This window comes from Sneathiella chinensis (genome assembly GCF_012720115.1).
Taxonomy (GTDB): domain Bacteria; phylum Pseudomonadota; class Alphaproteobacteria; order Sneathiellales; family Sneathiellaceae; genus Sneathiella; species Sneathiella chinensis.
In genome coordinates this window covers 99,096-114,279 of sequence record NZ_VNWN01000006.1, presented here as the reverse complement: position 1 = coordinate 114,279, position 15,184 = coordinate 99,096, and the positions used below count along the sequence as shown (strand labels likewise).

17 protein-coding genes are annotated in these 15,184 nt (G+C 57.8%); 8 read left to right on the top strand and 9 right to left on the bottom strand.

Going from position 1 to position 15,184, the window contains the following annotated elements; translation table 11 throughout:
• Positions 1–71: 71 nt before the first annotated feature.
• The 4 genes from bfr (FQB27_RS10630) to FQB27_RS10615 all read left to right on the top strand — a co-directional run bounded on the left by bfr (FQB27_RS10630) (position 72) and on the right by FQB27_RS10615 (position 3,269).
• Positions 72–542, top strand: a complete 471-nt coding sequence (gene bfr, locus FQB27_RS10630) for a bacterioferritin (RefSeq protein WP_169561032.1) — start codon at positions 72–74, stop codon at positions 540–542.
• A gap of 4 nt (positions 543–546) precedes the next feature.
• Entirely contained in the window at positions 547–1,017 is a 471-nt protein-coding gene (bfr, locus tag FQB27_RS10625) for a bacterioferritin (protein ID WP_169561031.1), read from the top strand.
• 137 nt (positions 1,018–1,154) lie between these two features.
• The gene (locus FQB27_RS10620) at positions 1,155–1,724 is read left to right on the top strand and encodes a hypothetical protein (protein WP_169561030.1); all 570 of its coding nucleotides are present in this window, start codon (positions 1,155–1,157) and stop codon (positions 1,722–1,724) included.
• 276 nt (positions 1,725–2,000) lie between these two features.
• Positions 2,001–3,269, top strand: a complete 1,269-nt coding sequence (locus FQB27_RS10615; RefSeq protein WP_169561029.1) for an MFS transporter — start codon at positions 2,001–2,003, stop codon at positions 3,267–3,269.
• A 45-nt stretch (positions 3,270–3,314) separates the two neighbouring features.
• Here the strand turns inward: FQB27_RS10615 and FQB27_RS10610 are convergent, their stop codons facing one another.
• Positions 3,315–3,731, bottom strand: a complete 417-nt coding sequence (locus FQB27_RS10610; protein WP_169561028.1) for an OsmC family protein — start codon at positions 3,729–3,731, stop codon at positions 3,315–3,317.
• Positions 3,732–4,024: 293 nt separating this feature from the next.
• Here FQB27_RS10610 and FQB27_RS10605 point away from each other — a divergent pair, with 293 nt between their 5' ends.
• From FQB27_RS10605 to betA, 4 genes are all read left to right on the top strand, one after another.
• Complete coding sequence (locus FQB27_RS10605) at positions 4,025–5,134, top strand: sensor histidine kinase (protein WP_169561027.1); 1,110 nt, start codon at positions 4,025–4,027, stop codon at positions 5,132–5,134.
• Positions 5,135–5,596, top strand: a complete 462-nt coding sequence (locus FQB27_RS10600; protein ID WP_169561026.1) for a response regulator — start codon at positions 5,135–5,137, stop codon at positions 5,594–5,596.
• Positions 5,597–5,729: 133 nt separating this feature from the next.
• Complete coding sequence (gene betI / locus FQB27_RS10595; RefSeq protein ID WP_169561025.1) at positions 5,730–6,335, top strand: choline-binding transcriptional repressor BetI; 606 nt, start codon at positions 5,730–5,732, stop codon at positions 6,333–6,335.
• Complete coding sequence (gene betA / locus FQB27_RS10590; protein WP_169561024.1) at positions 6,325–8,001, top strand: choline dehydrogenase; 1,677 nt, start codon at positions 6,325–6,327, stop codon at positions 7,999–8,001. The genes betI and betA overlap by 11 nt, the downstream gene beginning before the upstream one ends.
• A 4-nt stretch (positions 8,002–8,005) precedes the next feature.
• On the opposite strand, the gene FQB27_RS10585 is transcribed toward betA, so the two are convergent.
• The 8 genes from FQB27_RS10585 to FQB27_RS10550 all read right to left on the bottom strand — a co-directional run bounded on the left by FQB27_RS10585 (position 8,006) and on the right by FQB27_RS10550 (position 15,168).
• A complete protein-coding gene (locus tag FQB27_RS10585; protein ID WP_169561023.1) occupies positions 8,006–8,563 on the bottom strand; it encodes a hemerythrin domain-containing protein in 558 nt (185 codons plus the stop codon).
• A 159-nt stretch (positions 8,564–8,722) separates the two neighbouring features.
• Positions 8,723–9,847, bottom strand: a complete 1,125-nt coding sequence (locus tag FQB27_RS10580) for a methyl-accepting chemotaxis protein (RefSeq protein ID WP_169561022.1) — start codon at positions 9,845–9,847, stop codon at positions 8,723–8,725.
• Complete coding sequence (locus tag FQB27_RS10575) at positions 9,847–10,368, bottom strand: PAS domain-containing protein (RefSeq protein ID WP_169561021.1); 522 nt, start codon at positions 10,366–10,368, stop codon at positions 9,847–9,849. Before FQB27_RS10575 ends, FQB27_RS10580 begins: the two co-directional genes overlap by 1 nt.
• Positions 10,369–10,556: 188 nt before the next feature.
• Positions 10,557–11,330, bottom strand: coding sequence for a crotonase/enoyl-CoA hydratase family protein (locus FQB27_RS10570; RefSeq protein ID WP_169561020.1), 774 nt, complete (start codon positions 11,328–11,330; stop codon positions 10,557–10,559).
• 95 nt (positions 11,331–11,425) lie between these two features.
• Positions 11,426–12,457 (bottom strand): zinc ABC transporter substrate-binding protein, encoded by a 1,032-nt coding sequence (locus tag FQB27_RS10565; RefSeq protein ID WP_169561019.1) that lies wholly within the window; start codon positions 12,455–12,457, stop codon positions 11,426–11,428.
• A gap of 194 nt (positions 12,458–12,651) precedes the next feature.
• On the bottom strand, positions 12,652–13,236 hold the full coding sequence (locus FQB27_RS10560) for a uracil-DNA glycosylase family protein (protein ID WP_169561018.1): 585 nt from the start codon (positions 13,234–13,236) through the stop codon (positions 12,652–12,654).
• A 112-nt stretch (positions 13,237–13,348) separates the two neighbouring features.
• Positions 13,349–14,635, bottom strand: coding sequence for a TRAP transporter large permease (locus FQB27_RS10555; RefSeq protein ID WP_169561017.1), 1,287 nt, complete (start codon positions 14,633–14,635; stop codon positions 13,349–13,351).
• Complete coding sequence (locus FQB27_RS10550; protein ID WP_169561016.1) at positions 14,632–15,168, bottom strand: TRAP transporter small permease; 537 nt, start codon at positions 15,166–15,168, stop codon at positions 14,632–14,634. The genes FQB27_RS10555 and FQB27_RS10550 overlap by 4 nt, the downstream gene beginning before the upstream one ends.
• Positions 15,169–15,184 lie beyond the last annotated feature (16 nt).

Below are 15,184 nucleotides of genomic sequence, written 5' to 3'. Positions count from 1 at the left end.
CGTTCGTTGCCAATATTATATTTTTATGATAAATAATTTCCCCCACCATCAGCAACGAAGGGGCCACGCACATGAAGGGCGACCGGCAGGTTATTCAGCAGCTCAATGCCATCCTCAAGAATGAACTGACAGCCATCAACCAGTATTTCCTGCATGCCCGCATGATGGAAGACTGGGGTCTCGAGGAACTGGGAGAGAAAGACTACAAGGAATCCATTGTCAAAATGAAATCGGCGGATTGCGTCGTAAAGCGCATCCTGTTTCTGGAAGGCCTGCCCAACCTGCAGGATCTTGGCAAGCTGCTGATCGGGGAAAATGTCGAGGAAATCATCGACTGCAACCTGAAAATGGACACGGCCTGTCACAATGCGCAAAAGGCCGGGATCACCCTTGCCGAGGAAAAGCAGGATTACGTCACCCGCGACCTGCTGGAAGAGGTTCTCGCTGATCAGGAAAGCCATCTGGACTGGCTGGAAACCCAACAGGGCCTGATCAAGCGGATGGGGCTAAAAAACTACATGCAATCCGGCGCCGGGGAGTAAAACCATGAAAGGCAACAAAAAGATCATTGGTCTGCTGAACGCGCTTCTCAAGGGCGAACTGACCGCCGCCGATCAGTATTTCATTCATTCCGAAATGTATAATGACTGGGGCCTGACCGAATTATATGAGCGCCTGCACCACGAATTCGAGGAAGAACTGGAACATGCCAAGCGACTGGTAGAGCGCATTCTGTTTCTGGAAGGCACCCCGGAAGTCGGTGCCCGCGATCCGCTTCTGATCGGGCGGGATGTGCCGTCCATGCTGGAAAATGACCTGACATCGGAACTGTCCGTCGTTGCCGCCCTGAAAAGCGCCATCCAGATTTGCGAGGCGGAGCAGGACTACCAGACCCGCGCACTTCTGGTGTCCCTGCTGCGGGATACCGAGGAAGACCACACCTACTGGCTGGAACAGCAACTGGGCCTGATCCAGAAAATGGGATTGGAAAACTACATCCAGATGAAAGCCTCCTGACCCGCCCCGATTTCCTGTGGACCGGATTTCCTGTAGCCCGGATGTTCGGGAAGGCGGCAAGCCCCCTGCACCAACTTCCTTGACATTATTGCGATTAATTATCACTTTTATTCGCAGCAACATCAAAGGAATGTTTCATGGGCCGCCCTTCCCCGCATCCTGACAATTTGACCGATCTGGCATTCCCGGAAACCCTCACCCTGTGGAGCCTGCGGTACGCGTGTGACGATCAGGACCGGACCTGCGATCCGGGGCCTGAACAGGATGAGGCCGCAGGCATTCTCTGGCGTCTCCATGGGTTGGCCCGCTGCCCGGAGGCCTACCGTCATCTTTGCCTTTTCCTGCCCTTGCTGGCTCGGGACCTGTGTCGGCCCGTCCATATCAACCGTCCCGCCTGCCCGGAAATCGCATGGGATGAATGGCGTCTTTTGCAGGCCCTTGGCTTCTGTCAACTTGATCACCAACCGGACCCGGCCCCGCTTCTATCTCCGTTCCTGCCCCCTGCCGAGATCGAAAAGGCGCGGCCCGTTCTTCGGAATTGGGCGCTGGCGCTGGCTCTGTCAGGATATGAAATCCCGGTTCGCCCCTCCGTTCTTTTTCATCTCAAGAAGGCGGTGGCTGGCTCAACGGTGACAGCGCCCCCCGCATCCCAATCTTCCCGCCCGGTTGATGGCACATCGCAAGCCCCCCTCCCCATCCTGCATTAAGCGGGACTGGCAACCATCTGCGAACACCGAAACCCACCCATTCCAAATTTAACCGGTTAATATAATTACATAAGTGACCCGATTATAATACCGGGCGGAGCACTGCCCCCTTCCCTTCGTCCCAATCGCTTGAGATCGCCTCAGATCGCTTGAGGTCGATTGTTCCTTGCTTTAGAAAATTTGATTATTCAATTCGCGCAAACAGTGATATGCAAGGGGACGGTCCATACATCTCCCGACCGGTCTTTTGTCAGAATGTCCGTCAAGGTTCCCCCAATGAGCACACCCGAAACTCACGCTCGTCATGCGTCTTCTTCCCTGTCCCCGGATAACGGTCATCTTGACAGTACCTATTCCTGGCTCCGTCTGACTGCCTGTATCCTCATTTCAACACTGGGCAGTGTCGGCATGTGGTCCATTATTGTGGTCATGCCCGGAATTCAGACAGAATTCGGGGTGGATCGGGCGGATGCGTCGCTTCCCTTTACGGTGATCATGATTGCCTTCGGGATCGGCAATCTGGTGACGGGCCGGATCGTCGATCGGTTCGGGATTGTCCTGCCCATGGCGGTGTCGGTCATCCTGCTGTCCAGCGGGTTCTATCTGTCGACGCTGACCACCAGTATCGGGCAATTTGCCATCTTGCACGGCGTTCTGGTGGGCGTCGGGGCGGCCACCTTCTTTGGCCCCCTGCTCTCGGATATTTCCCACTGGTTTGAAAAGCGGCGCGGCATTGCCGTTGCCGCCGCCGCCAGCGGCAATTATTTCGCCGGGGCCATCTGGCCCCTGTTCCTGAAGGATATCGTCACCACCAATGGCTGGCGGGACGCCTATGCGCTGGTGGCCCTCATCCTGCTGGTGTCCCTGCCGCCGCTGATCCTGTGCCTGCGGAAGCGCGTGCCGCCGCACGCCCTCAACATGACCACCGTCAGCACGAACCGGAACGGCACCCCGCATCAGATAAACCTGTCCCCCAAAGCCCTGCAAACCCTGCTGGTGGTGGCGGGCGTTGCCTGCTGTGTGGCCATGTCCATGCCGCAGGTCCATATCGTCGCCTATTGCGCCGATCTTGGTTTCGGGGTGGCACGGGGCGCAGAAATGCTTTCCATCATGTTGGTCGGCGGGATTGTCAGTCGGCTGCTGTCCGGCATTCTTGCCGATTATTTCGGCGGGGTCAGAACCGTGATCCTCGGCTCCATCCTGCAATGTATCGCCCTGTTTCTCTATATCCCGTTCAACGGGCTGGCGTCGCTCTATGTGGTGTCGCTGGTGTTCGGCCTGTCGCAGGGCGGCATCGTTCCCGGCTATGCCATTGTGATCCGGGAATATCTGCCGGCGCGGGATGCGGGCTGGCGCGTCGGTATGGTGATCTTTGCCACCGTGATCGGCATGTCCTTCGGCGGCTGGGTTTCCGGTCTGATCTATGACCTGACCCGGTCCTATCAGGCGGCCTTCCTGAACGGGATTGCCTGGAACATGGCCAATATCCTGATCATGTCCTTCGTCCTGTGGCGGACCCGTAAACCGGCCCTTGCCACCGCCTGATCGGCAGGGCAAGGACGGTCTGGATGCAGAAGACAGGGGTGTTGTTTAGGCCCCTGTTTCCTCGATAATGATATCGCGGGTAATATTCGCGGCCTGCCCGATCATGACAGAGGCAGAGCAGTATTTCTCGGCGGAAAGGTCAACCGCCCGCTCCACCTTGGCCCGGTTCAGGCCCTGTCCCTTGACGCGGTAAATCATGTGCAGATCCGTAAACACCTTGGGGTCCTCGGTGGCGCGGGTTCCCTCAACCTCGACAATGCAGTCCTCTACATTTTCGCGGGATTTTTTCAGGATATGCACAACATCGATCCCGGAACAGCCCCCCACGGCCAACAGGATCATCTCCATGGGGCTAACCCCCAGACGCTCCTCACCGCCGGCACCGTCCATGATAATGCCGTGCCCTTTGTCATTATTGCCGATGAAGCGATAGCCCTCGACCCACTTTGCCTGAACTTTCATTATACTACCTGTTGTTCTGGAATTGTTTTTCCTGGAATTAACGGGCGGATCATATCCTGTTTGCCCCATCAATCAAAACAATTCCCCCTGCCGCCCCCAAACGGCGGACGCCTTCGGGAAACCCCGCCCCCTGCCGCCGGTAAAAAAAACAAACCACCCTTCAAAAGAGTGGTTGCCTGAAAGAAAAGGTAACCTATTATATTATATTAATCATATAAAATAAAATAATGCGTGTTCTGTATCAGGTTTCCTGACCGTCTCGCGGTCAACCGGAATGAAAGGGATGCACCTCGATGAGCAAGCTCTCGAACATGGAGATCAGCCGGGAGAGCGTGGAACTGGACGCGCTGCTGGAAACCACAGTAGACGCCATCATCACCATTCGCCCGGACGGGATCATCCAGCGGTTCAACCGCGCCGCCGAGGTCATGTTCGGCTTTGGCAGGGACGAGGTGATCGGGCAGAATGTCAAATGCCTGATGCCCGACCAGTACGCCACCGAGCATGACCGGTATCTGCATGACTATGCCACGACCGGGGTCAAGCATATCATTGGCACCGGCCGGGCGGTTCTGGGTCGGCGCAAAAACGGAGAGATTTTCCATCTGGATCTCAGCGTTGGGGAAATGCTGCCGCCCTATGAAGGGTTCGTGGGCATCTTGCGCGACATCACTGACCGGGTCGAAGCGGAAAGAAAGCTGCTGGAACACAGCCGCGAACTGGCCCGCTCCAACGAGGACCTGACCCAGTTTGCCTATATTGCCTCCCATGACCTGAAAGCCCCGCTTCAGGGCATTGACAATCTGGCTTCGTGGATCGAGGAAAAGGTCGGCGCCCATATGGACGAGGAATGCACCACCTATATGCGCCTGCTTCGCAATCGGATCAGCCGCCTCGACAGCCTGCTGTCCAGCCTGTTGCAATATTCCCGGATCGGTCGCCGCAACACCGTTCTGGAACCCCTGAACCTGAACGCCGTTCTGCAAGAGACACTGGACCTTCTCGACCTTGGGAATTTCGCCCTGACCGTGGACCCCCTGCCCACCTTCGAGGCCTCCCAGACAGAAATATCCATGCTGTTCCAGAATTTGATCACCAACGCCATGAAGCATCACGACCGCGATCACGGACGAATCCATGTCAGTTATCAGGATCAGGGGCTGTTCCATGAATTTCATGTGGAAGATGACGGCCCCGGCATTCCCGAAGACATGCGCGACCGGGTTTTCGGCATGTTCCAGACACTGCACCCCCGCGATCGGGTGGAGGGCAGCGGCATGGGCCTCGCCTTTGTCAAAAAAATTATCGAACGAAACGGGGCCGAGGTTTTCATTCAGCCTTCCACATTTGAGCGCGGCACCGCCGTCGTCATTTTATGGCCCAAGGACCAAAGGAGCCTGTAGATGAGGAACAGGGAAGTCACGATCCTGCTGATCGAGGATGACGAGATTGATATTCTTGCAACGAAGAAAGCCCTGCAAGAGGTTGGCATCGCCAACCCCCTGGTTGAGGCCCGGGACGGCATCGAGGGACTGGAAACCCTGCGCGGGGAAAATGGACGAAAAAAGGTCGATTTCCCGTTCATTATCCTGCTGGACCTCAACATGCCGCGCATGAACGGGTTGGAATTTCTGGAAATCATCCGGGGGGATGACGTGCTCAGAAGGGCCATCGTCTTTGTCATGACCACCTCTGAGGCGGAGATCGATATCTGCCGGTCTTACGAGAAAAACATTGCCGGCTATATCGTCAAGTCAAACCGCAAGAACAGCTTCACCGAAGCGATCCGCCTTTTGAAGCATTACTGGAAAATCATCGAGATGCCGCCGAAAGGCATTATTCTGGTCGATCCGACCCTCCCCTGACGCCCCTTTGGTTTTATTCGCACCGCATCGCCTGTCCGGCCCTTGTCAACCCTGACCTTTTTTATTGATTGACCAGTCAATTAAAAAAAATATAGTCACCCGAACAACGACTTTAACCTGTGGCGAGGACAGGATGCCAAAAGTGGGGATGGAGGATATCCGGCGCAAAAGCCTGATATCCGCAACATTAAAGACCATTCAGGAACGCCGGAGCATTGACATCCGCGTCAGCGATATTGCCCGCGCCGCCGGGGTATCATCCGGGTTGGCACATCATTATTTCGGCAGCAAGGACCGGCTCATTCTGGCAGCGCTTCGTCATTTGCTGACCGATTTCCGGCGGCTGGTCCTGCGTCGCCTTGCAGAGGCGGACAGCCCGCGGCAAAAACTCTCCGCCCTTATTGCATCCAGTCTTGATGAAACCCAGTTTTCAGACGCCACCGTGACCGCTTGGCTGGTCTTCTACGCCCATGCCCAAAGCACGCCTGAAGCACGGAACCTGCTCCGGGTCTATGTCCGGCGCCTGCAGTCCAATCTCTGCTACAATCTGCGTCCGCTGGTCGGCAACCGCGCCCCCGAAATCGCCGAGATGATCGGCAGCCTCATCGACGGCCTGTATTTGCGTCAGGCCCTTCGGGTGGAAAAGGCCGATGCCGCCTTTGCCCGGACCCTCATTGAAAATTGCCTCAACCGATTTCTGGATACCGCCCCTATGGAAGGACAGGATCATGCCGTTTGATTATGTGATCGTGGGGGCCGGTTCTGCGGGCTGTGTCCTTGCCAACCGCCTGAGCGAAGACCCCTCCGTTTCGGTCTGCCTGCTGGATTTCGGCGGATCGGACAACAGTCTTTTCATTCGCATGCCAACCGCCCTGTCCATCCCCATGAACATGGACCGGTTCAACTGGGGGTTCCACTCCCTGCCCGAACCCGGACTGGCCGGACGGCGGCTTGATTGCCCGCGGGGCAAGGTGCTGGGTGGTTCCTCCTCCATCAACGGTATGGTCTATGTCCGGGGCCATGCCTGCGATTTCGAGGAATGGCAGGAAAACGGGGCCGCTGGCTGGGGATATGCGGATGTGCTGCCCTATTTCAAGCGGGCCGAACACTGGTACAAGGGCGGCGATACCTATCGGGGCGGCGACGGGCCGGTCGGGGTCAATAACGGTAATGACATGTCCCTGAACCCCCTGTACCAAAGCTTTATCGAGGCTGGACGGCAAGCCGGATACCCGGTGACGGATGATTACAACGGATATCAGCAGGAAGGCTTTGGCCCCATGCACATGACCGTGGACGGCGGCGTTCGGGCCTCCACCGCGCGGGCCTATCTGGCGCCCGCCCGGTCCCGGAAGAACCTGACAGTCCTTACCCGGTGCATGGCCAACCGGCTGGTGTTTGACGGCCGCCGGGCCACCGGCATCCATGTCACCCATCAGGGATCAGAAAAAGTCATTTCCGCCGTGCGGGAGGTTATCCTGAGTGCCGGGGCCATCGGCTCCCCCACGCTGCTGCAACGGTCCGGCATTGGCCCGGCCGCCATCCTTCGGGAAAAAGGCATTGACCCCCTGTTCGACCTGCCCGGCGTTGGCCGCAACCTGCAGGACCATCTGGAAGTCTATTTCCAGTTTCGCTGCACCCAGCCGCTTTCGCTCAACACCAGGCTGAACCCTGTCAGCAAGGCCCTGATCGGGGCTCGCTGGCTGTTATTCAAGTCCGGTCTCGGGGCGACAAACCACTTTGAATCCTGTGCCTTCATTCGCTCGAAAGCCGGACAGAAATGGCCGGATATCCAGTATCACTTCCTGCCTGCCGCCATGCGCTATGACGGGCGCACTGCCTTCAGCGGTCATGGTTTTCAGGTTCATGTGGGGCCAAACAAGCCGAAAAGCCGGGGGCATGTGACGATCGGCTCGCCTGCCCCGGATACAGCCCCGGAAATCCTGTTTAACTATCTGACGGACCCTCAGGATGTTGAAGACTGGCGGCGGGTGATCCGGCTCAGTCGGGAAATTATCCTGCAACCGGCCTTTGCCCCTTACCGGGGGGATGAAATCCAACCGGGCGCCGCTGTCTCGTCTGATCAGGATATTGATGACTGGGTCCGGGACAATGTGGAAAGCGCCTATCACCCATCCTGCACCTGCAAGATGGGGGCGGAAAACGACCCCGCCGCGGTGGTTACACCGGATTGCCGGGTCCGCGGCACCGAAGGCCTACGGATCGTGGACAGTTCCATTTTCCCGACAATTACCAACGGTAACCTCAATGCCCCGACCATCATGGTGGCCGAGAAAGCCGCGGACCAGATACGGGGTCGCTCCCCTCTTCCGCCCTCCGACGCCGATTACTGGATTGACCCGGACTGGCAAACCCGGCAACGGCCGGGCAGCCCGCTTTCCTGATCCCTCAATCGGTCGCCTTCTCCCAACTACAAATCTCCCGGCGCAAGGCCTCGTATTCCTCGATCCGGCTGTCCATTTCCAGCGGGTCGAGCATGTCCACAATGGATTCTTCCACCAAAAGCCATTCTTCTGGGCTCAGGACTTTTTGCGCCCGCGGGAAAAAGTCATGCTCCTCCTTCTGCATATGGCGCATCAGAAACCCGGTATATTCATGGGCCTTGGCAACGACATCCTCACGCGGCATTTCCAGATCCGCTTCCACCGCCTGTACGGCCTCCCGCAGGTTCTGCACAAGAACGGACAACCGGTCATGCTCCCCCTTTAAATCCCCGATCACGGCGTCCGCCGCCGGGTCCCGGTTTACCAGCACATCCCGGATCACATTTTCAAGGGGGTGGTGGGCGATATCGGGAAAAGTTTCCATATAGTCCAGAATGGAATGGACCATCAGATAATCCATCACCTCTCCTGACTTGAACTTGCGCATTTCCTCGTCCAGCAGGGACAGAACCTTTGCCATCCCCACATGTTCCTTGCGAAGCTGTTCAATCACTGCAGACATGGCCCGACCTTTCCCTATACCCGACATGCGAAAAACCTTATCAAAAGGCGTTTCCGTCTGCCTTGACCCAAGTCAACCGCTTGCTTGCTTGCTTGCTTGCTTGCCGGCCGGCCTGCTTCCTTGCCTGTCGCACTGCCGGTTCGCTTTCGCCCGGCGGACCTAACTGTTCAGGGCACGTTCCAGTTCATTGGCCTGCTCCCGCAGTTGCTCGGCGATGGACAGGAACTCTTCCGAACTGCCTGCCACCTGGGTGACGCTGTCATTCACATCCTTCATGTTGGTGGTCACGTCCTGCACGCCGATGGCCGCCTCTTGCACATTGCGGGAAATTTCAAGGGTCGCCGCGCCCTGCTGCTCCACCGCAGAGGCAATGGCCGCGGACACCTCACTCAGGCGGGCGATGGATTTTCCGATATCCTGAATGGCCGCATTGGCGCCGGAGGATGCCTCCTGAATCTGCTGCACCTGTTCGCGGATATCGCCGGTGGCCTTTTCCGTTTCCGAAGACAGGTTCTTGACCTCGCTGGCCACCACCGAAAAGCCCTTTCCGGCTTCGCCTGCCCGTGCGGCCTCAATGGTTGCGTTCAGGGACAGCAATTTTGTCTGCCCGGCGATGGCATTGATCAGGTTGACCACATTGCCGATCCGGTCCGATGCCTCGCCCAGCACTTCGACAATCTGTGTGACCCGTTCCGACTGGCTCACCGCTTCGGCGGACATGGTCGCCGACTGGCTGACCTGCAGGTTGATTTCCTTGATCGACGCGGTCAGTTGCTCGGTGGCGGTGGCAACCGTCTGGGTGTTGGCCCCGGCCTCTTCCGCGGCGGCGGTCACCAGCGTCGCCTTGTCATTGGTCTGGTCGGCCATCCGGTTCATGGTCCCGGCATTTTCCTCAAGGTCACTGGCGGCATTCTGGATGGACTGGACCGCATCATGAAAGCGACTGATCTTGTTTTCGATACTGTCCGCCGCCGAATTGATTTTTTCCACGGCGACCCCGTAATCTCCCATCAGGCCTTCCGGAGCCACACGCCGGAAATACCGGTGCCCGGCGATAAAATCTAGACAGGCGGTCGACTCCCGAAGATACGCATCGGCCCGGTCGATCATGTCATTGAGCCTCAGGCACAACTCCCGCTCCGGTCCCTGTTCTGTCGGAATGTCCAGAACACGGCGCTCGAAATCCCCCCTAGCGACCCCCTCCATCACCGACAGGACTTCCCGCAACTTGCCGATGGAAACCTTGGTATCCATGTCCTTTTCAGGGTCTACATACATATTCATCAGTGCTCTCGCATCAAACTGGAAACAAACTCGTCATAGGAGACCCCCTTGACCGACAACAGGCCCTGCATCATCTCAAGGGACTTGGCCGTCCCCGACTTGATGCTGGGTGCTTCCCTCTCAAGCTGGTTCATCTGATCATAAAGGGGTTCGATCACCTCGGTGATCACGGTGCGGTTCGGCACCCGCCGGGTCGAGTGGTACCCCACCACCCGCCCATCCCGGAAGCTGGGGGTCACATGGGCGACAACCCAGTAATGATCCCCCGATCGGGTGGCATTGACCACATAGGCAAAAATCTCGTTGGCATCGGCAATTGTCTGCCAGAAAAGCTCGAAGATACCCCGTGGCATGTTGGGGTGGCGGATGACGTTGTGGGCCTTTCCAATGACCTCTCTTTCGTCGTATCCCGCGATTTCCAGAAAAATCCGATTTGCATAGGTAATCCTGCCTTTCAAATCGGTCTTGCTGACGATCAGATCGCCCTGGTCGAAGAACACTTCGTTGCCTGAATATTTCATAATCCCTCCCCGGTTACGCTATATCCAACAACAGTGATACGACAAACATGTGAAAATATGCCCGAAAAATTCGGGTTATCCTACCCGCCCCCCAACGGGCCAAAAGGCCTATCCCAAAAGGCAGAAAAGCATAAAAATCTAATCAACCTATATAGGCGACATATTAGAGTTTAATCAAAAGAGTAATGTTAAATACTTGAAAAATCACCACTTCTCCCAAGACCCGACGCAAAGCGACTGGCGCCCTTGCGGGCCTCTTCTTGCAGCGGTTTTTCCCCCTCAACCCCCTCAAGGGTCAGGGCGTCGGCCAGATCCATCCCCCATTGACGATAGGAAGTCATGCGGTCTACCCGCATGCAGGTCTGGGGAAACTGGCATAATTGTTCGGCTAACCGGCGGGCCTCGTCATAGGCCTCACCGTCTTCCACAAGGCGATTGGCCAGCCCCATCTCAAGGGCTTCCTGTGCTTTCACCTCGCGCCCGGTCAGGATCATGTCGAGGGCGCGGCTGTGGCCGATCAGGCGCGGCAGGCGCACCGTTCCCCCGTCGATCAGCGGCACGCCCCAGCGGCGGCAGAACACCCCGAAGCTGGCGGACCGGGCCGCCACCCGAAGGTCACACCACAGGGCCAGTTCCAGCCCCCCGGCCACGGCATATCCTTCAACCGCGGCGATAACCGGCTTGGACAGCAATCGCCGCGATGGCCCCATGGCCCCGTCCCCGACGGCGTCATAATCGATCCCGGTACCGGACAGGGATTTCAGGTCGAACCCGGCGCAAAAGACCGGGCCGGTGGACCGCAGGATGGCCACCGACTGGGTCTCGTCCGCATCAAACTCCAGAAACGCCGCCAACAGCAGCTTTCCGGTTTCAATATCCACGGCGTTGCGCCGCTCTGGCCGGTTAATGGTAACGGTGGTGATGGCCCCGTCTTTTGCGACGCGTACTTTTTCTCCTGACATGTCTTGCCTCCCATAAGCGTTCCCTCACTTTCAGGGAAGAGAGCGGCAGGATCAAGACATATCAGTCCCGGCCCGGATCAGGGGGCCGGCGTTTTCTATTGCAGGCAACCGGTCGCCTGATCGGCCATATCCGTCAGGATGGCCTGATACAGCCCGGCCCCTTCGGCCTGATCCAGACCAATGGGGTCCAGCGTTCCCAAGCGGACGGGCAAGCCTTCCGCAACGGTGCTGACCAGCTTGTCCGAGAATTGCGGTTCGCGGAAAATACAGACCGCGCCGCTTTCCGTAATCCGGCGGCGGATTTCCTGCACCCGGCTGATGGAGGGCAGCTCCTCCGGCTCCAGCAGGATGGAGCCCACAGCCGTCAGGCCGAAATGCCGCTCGAAATACTGATAGGCGTCGTGAAAGACAATGAAGGGAACCTCGCGGACCGGGACCAGCTTTTGCCGGATGGTTTCTTCTGCGGCGCGGATCAATGCCACCTGTTCCGCGGCATTCTTCTCAAAAACGGCGGTGTTTTCCGGGTAAAGGCGGGACAGCGCGCGGGTGATGGCCCCAACCATGGCCACCCCGTTATCCGGGCTCAGCCAGATATGGTGATCATCCGTATAGGCATGATCGTCATGACCCTTGTGGTCATCATGGTCCTTATGGTCGTCATGGCCCTTATGGTCATCATGATCCTTGTCATGCCCCTTGTCGTGGTCATGATCATGACCGTGCCCTTCTTCCTGATGGTGTTCATGGGCATGATGCTGGTGGGCTTCCCATCCCCCGCTGTCCCGAATGGACAGGATTTCGACCCCCTCTGCGTCCATCATGCCGACCCGGCTCACCTCGGGCGGCAGGGTCCGAAAGGCTTTTCCAAGAAAACTCTCCAGCCCCTCTCCGATATAGAAAATGACCCGCGCCTCGCGCAAGGCCCGGATCTGGGACGGTTTCAACTGAAACCCGTGGGGGGAGTTATTGCCGCGCACGATCAGGTCCGCCTGACCCGTATCGCCCATCACCCCCTGCACAAGGGAATGCAGCGGCGCGATGGTGGTCACCACCCCGGCGGTTTCCGCCGCCCGGGCGGGCATCAGGGACAGGCCAAGAAAGGCAAGGGAGAGAAGTATTTTTTTCATGAAAGATGTACCAGAAAAAGGAACCCAGAAACTTTCCTAATGTTATAACATAACAAAACAGGTTTGCGTCAAGCGTCTTTCCTCACTTTCCCTTCTTTCTTTTTCTCTATCTTCCCCTTCTCTCACGCCCCCTTTTCCCGGACGCTCCTTTTCCTCCCCCTCTCCCTTCCCCGCTCGCCCTTCTCCCGCTCGCCCTAAAGCAATTCGCGAATGCGTTCGCGGAGCGGCGGCAGGACATCCCCCTCGAACCACGGGTTGCGTTTCAGCCAGACATTGTTGCGCGGGCTGGGATGGGGCAGCACCACGTGATCCGGCCAATAATCCCGCCACGCCTGTACGGTTTCCGTCAGGGTCTTGCGGCGTCGGGTCCCCAGATGCCACGCAATGGCGTACTGCCCGATCACCAGTGTCAGTTCCACCCCCTTCATTGCCGCCATCAGTTGGGCCCGCCACGCCTTTGCGCATTCCGGGCGGGGCGGCAAATCCCCGGACGCACCGGTGCCCGGATAGCAGAACCCCATGGGCACCACATTCACCCGACTGACATCATAGAAGGTTTCCCGGTCCACCCCCATCCAGTCCCGCAGGCGATCCCCGCTGGGATCATTGAACGGAATTCCTGTTTCGTGAACCCGGCGGCCCGGCGCCTGCCCAACCACAAGGATGCGGGCACTTTCTGAGGCCTGAACGACCGGGCGCGGCCCTTCGGGCAGGACCTCGGCACACAGGGTACAGGCCCGAATATCCCGCAAAAGCGAATTGAAACTGTCTTTGGACATGACGGCCCCCTGCCTCGGTCATAAAAAAAGCGCCTCCATCATATCTGACAGAGACGCTTTTTTCACGGCAAGAACCGATTTTGGATCGGTCCTCAAATTTCAGGCAGGGGCGCTATAACCCGAACCCGGCCAATTCCGGCAGCCACAAAGCCAAGCCGGGAAACGCCAGAACCAAAAACAGCCCCAGGATCATCAGCAGCACATACGGCACGGACCCGCGAATAACCTCCCACAAGGGGGCATTGGCGATCCCCTTGATGACGAACAGGTTCATCCCCACGGGCGGTGTAATCAGGGCCAGTTCCAGATTGATCATCAGCAGAATGCCGTACCAGATCAGGTTCACATCAAGCTGCATCAGCACCGGCAGGACAATCGGTGTGGTGATCAGGATGATGGAGATGGTTTCAAGGAACATGCCCAGAATGAAGATCACCAGCATCACCACCAGAATGAAGCCCAGCTGCGACAGGCCGATGGCCGTCACATATTCCATCAGTTCGATGGGCAGGCGGATGATGGTCACCGCATGACCGAACATGGCCGCTGCGGCCAGGATCATGAACAGCATGGCTGTTGTCCGCACGGTTTCATAGGCGGTCTGGCCCAATTCCTTCAGGCCAAAATTCCGATAGACCAGCGATCCCACCAGCAGCGCATAGATACAGCCGATGGACGCCGCCTCGGAGGCGGTGAAAATCCCGGCGTAAATCCCGCCCAGAACCAGCGGCGGCATCAACAGGGACCAAACGGATTTCCGCAAGGCCTTCACGCAGTTCATCCAGCCGATCCACTCAGAATCCGTCAGGCCTTTTCGGAAATAGGCCTGAAAGACGCAATATCCGGCAAAGATCAGGGCGATCATTATGCCCGGAATGAACCCGGCCAGAAACAGCGCCCCGATCGAAGTTTCCGTTACAATGGCATAGAGGATCAACGGCCCGGACGGCGGGATCAGAATGCCCAGCGTTCCGCCGGCAGCAATCACCCCGTAGGCATCCCGCGGGCGATACCCGAACCGCTGCATCTGCGGAATGGCACTGGACCCGATGGTCAGCGCCGTCGCCACAGAGGAGCCGGAAATGGCGGCAAAGATGGTGCAGGACAGCACTGTCGCCACCCCGAGGCCTCCCTTGAAATGCCCGACAAGCGCGTTGGCCGCCTCGTACAGGTCATCCACCACGCGGGACTTGATCATCACATGCGCCATGAAGGCAAACATGGGAATGGCCGTCAGAAGGCCGTTATCCAGCTTGGCAAAAACCGTGTCGGCGACACTGGTGATGCTCCCCTCGGCGACCAGCATGATCGCGATCGAGGCCAGCCCCAGACCGGCGAAAATAGGCATCCCGGACAGCAAAAGGGCAATGAGCAGCCCCATGATAAGAAGAGTAGTCACTGTTTTTTCCGCCCGCCACGCAACACATCAAACGCCTTGACCAACGCTATCAGACACAAAAGCCCGGAGCCCACCAGCAGGGTGGATTGGGGAATCCACAAGGGCGCCTCAAGATAGCCATCGGAGAAAACTTCGAAATCAATAGAAAACTGCACGGCTTCAACCGCGCTGAGGCACATGACACCGGCCACAAAAGCCGTTGCCAGAAAGCCCCAGAATTTCAACCCCAGCGCCAGTCCGCCTTTTGCCTTGGAGGACAGCAGATCAACACTGATATGCTCGCCCCGGCGCAAGATATCCGCCGCCCCCAACATGACAATCGCCACCACCAGAAAGCCGGACAATTCGTCCGTCCAAGTGAGCGGCGTTCCCAGAACATAGCGTTGAAAAACGCTGTATCCCGTCAGGGCAAGGGTGAAAATAACAAGAAAAGCGCTGAGAATCCCGGCAGCGAGCGCCACCATTCCCATCGCTTTTCCAAGGAAGGAAGAGGCCACAGGGGCCTCTTCATCACTGGATGGACCAGTATTCATGACAGAAACTGCCTCG

What these genes read in the sequence shown, in the direction of transcription:
- bfr (WP_169561032.1), top strand. Translation starts at nt 72, where the DNA reads ATGAAGGGCGACCGGCAGGTTATTCAGCAGCTCAATGCCATCCTCAAG.
- bfr (WP_169561031.1), top strand. Translation starts at nt 547, where the DNA reads ATGAAAGGCAACAAAAAGATCATTGGTCTGCTGAACGCGCTTCTCAAG.
- FQB27_RS10620 (WP_169561030.1), top strand. Translation starts at nt 1,155, where the DNA reads ATGGGCCGCCCTTCCCCGCATCCTGACAATTTGACCGATCTGGCATTC.
- FQB27_RS10615 (WP_169561029.1), top strand. Translation starts at nt 2,001, where the DNA reads ATGAGCACACCCGAAACTCACGCTCGTCATGCGTCTTCTTCCCTGTCC.
- FQB27_RS10610 (WP_169561028.1), bottom strand. Translation starts at nt 3,731, where the DNA reads ATGAAAGTTCAGGCAAAGTGGGTCGAGGGCTATCGCTTCATCGGCAAT.
- FQB27_RS10605 (WP_169561027.1), top strand. Translation starts at nt 4,025, where the DNA reads ATGAGCAAGCTCTCGAACATGGAGATCAGCCGGGAGAGCGTGGAACTG.
- FQB27_RS10600 (WP_169561026.1), top strand. Translation starts at nt 5,135, where the DNA reads ATGAGGAACAGGGAAGTCACGATCCTGCTGATCGAGGATGACGAGATT.
- betI (WP_169561025.1), top strand. Translation starts at nt 5,730, where the DNA reads ATGCCAAAAGTGGGGATGGAGGATATCCGGCGCAAAAGCCTGATATCC.
- betA (WP_169561024.1), top strand. Translation starts at nt 6,325, where the DNA reads ATGCCGTTTGATTATGTGATCGTGGGGGCCGGTTCTGCGGGCTGTGTC.
- FQB27_RS10585 (WP_169561023.1), bottom strand. Translation starts at nt 8,563, where the DNA reads ATGTCTGCAGTGATTGAACAGCTTCGCAAGGAACATGTGGGGATGGCA.
- FQB27_RS10580 (WP_169561022.1), bottom strand. Translation starts at nt 9,847, where the DNA reads ATGAATATGTATGTAGACCCTGAAAAGGACATGGATACCAAGGTTTCC.
- FQB27_RS10575 (WP_169561021.1), bottom strand. Translation starts at nt 10,368, where the DNA reads ATGAAATATTCAGGCAACGAAGTGTTCTTCGACCAGGGCGATCTGATC.
- FQB27_RS10570 (WP_169561020.1), bottom strand. Translation starts at nt 11,330, where the DNA reads ATGTCAGGAGAAAAAGTACGCGTCGCAAAAGACGGGGCCATCACCACC.
- FQB27_RS10565 (WP_169561019.1), bottom strand. Translation starts at nt 12,457, where the DNA reads ATGAAAAAAATACTTCTCTCCCTTGCCTTTCTTGGCCTGTCCCTGATG.
- FQB27_RS10560 (WP_169561018.1), bottom strand. Translation starts at nt 13,236, where the DNA reads ATGTCCAAAGACAGTTTCAATTCGCTTTTGCGGGATATTCGGGCCTGT.
- FQB27_RS10550 (WP_169561016.1), bottom strand. Translation starts at nt 15,168, where the DNA reads ATGAATACTGGTCCATCCAGTGATGAAGAGGCCCCTGTGGCCTCTTCC.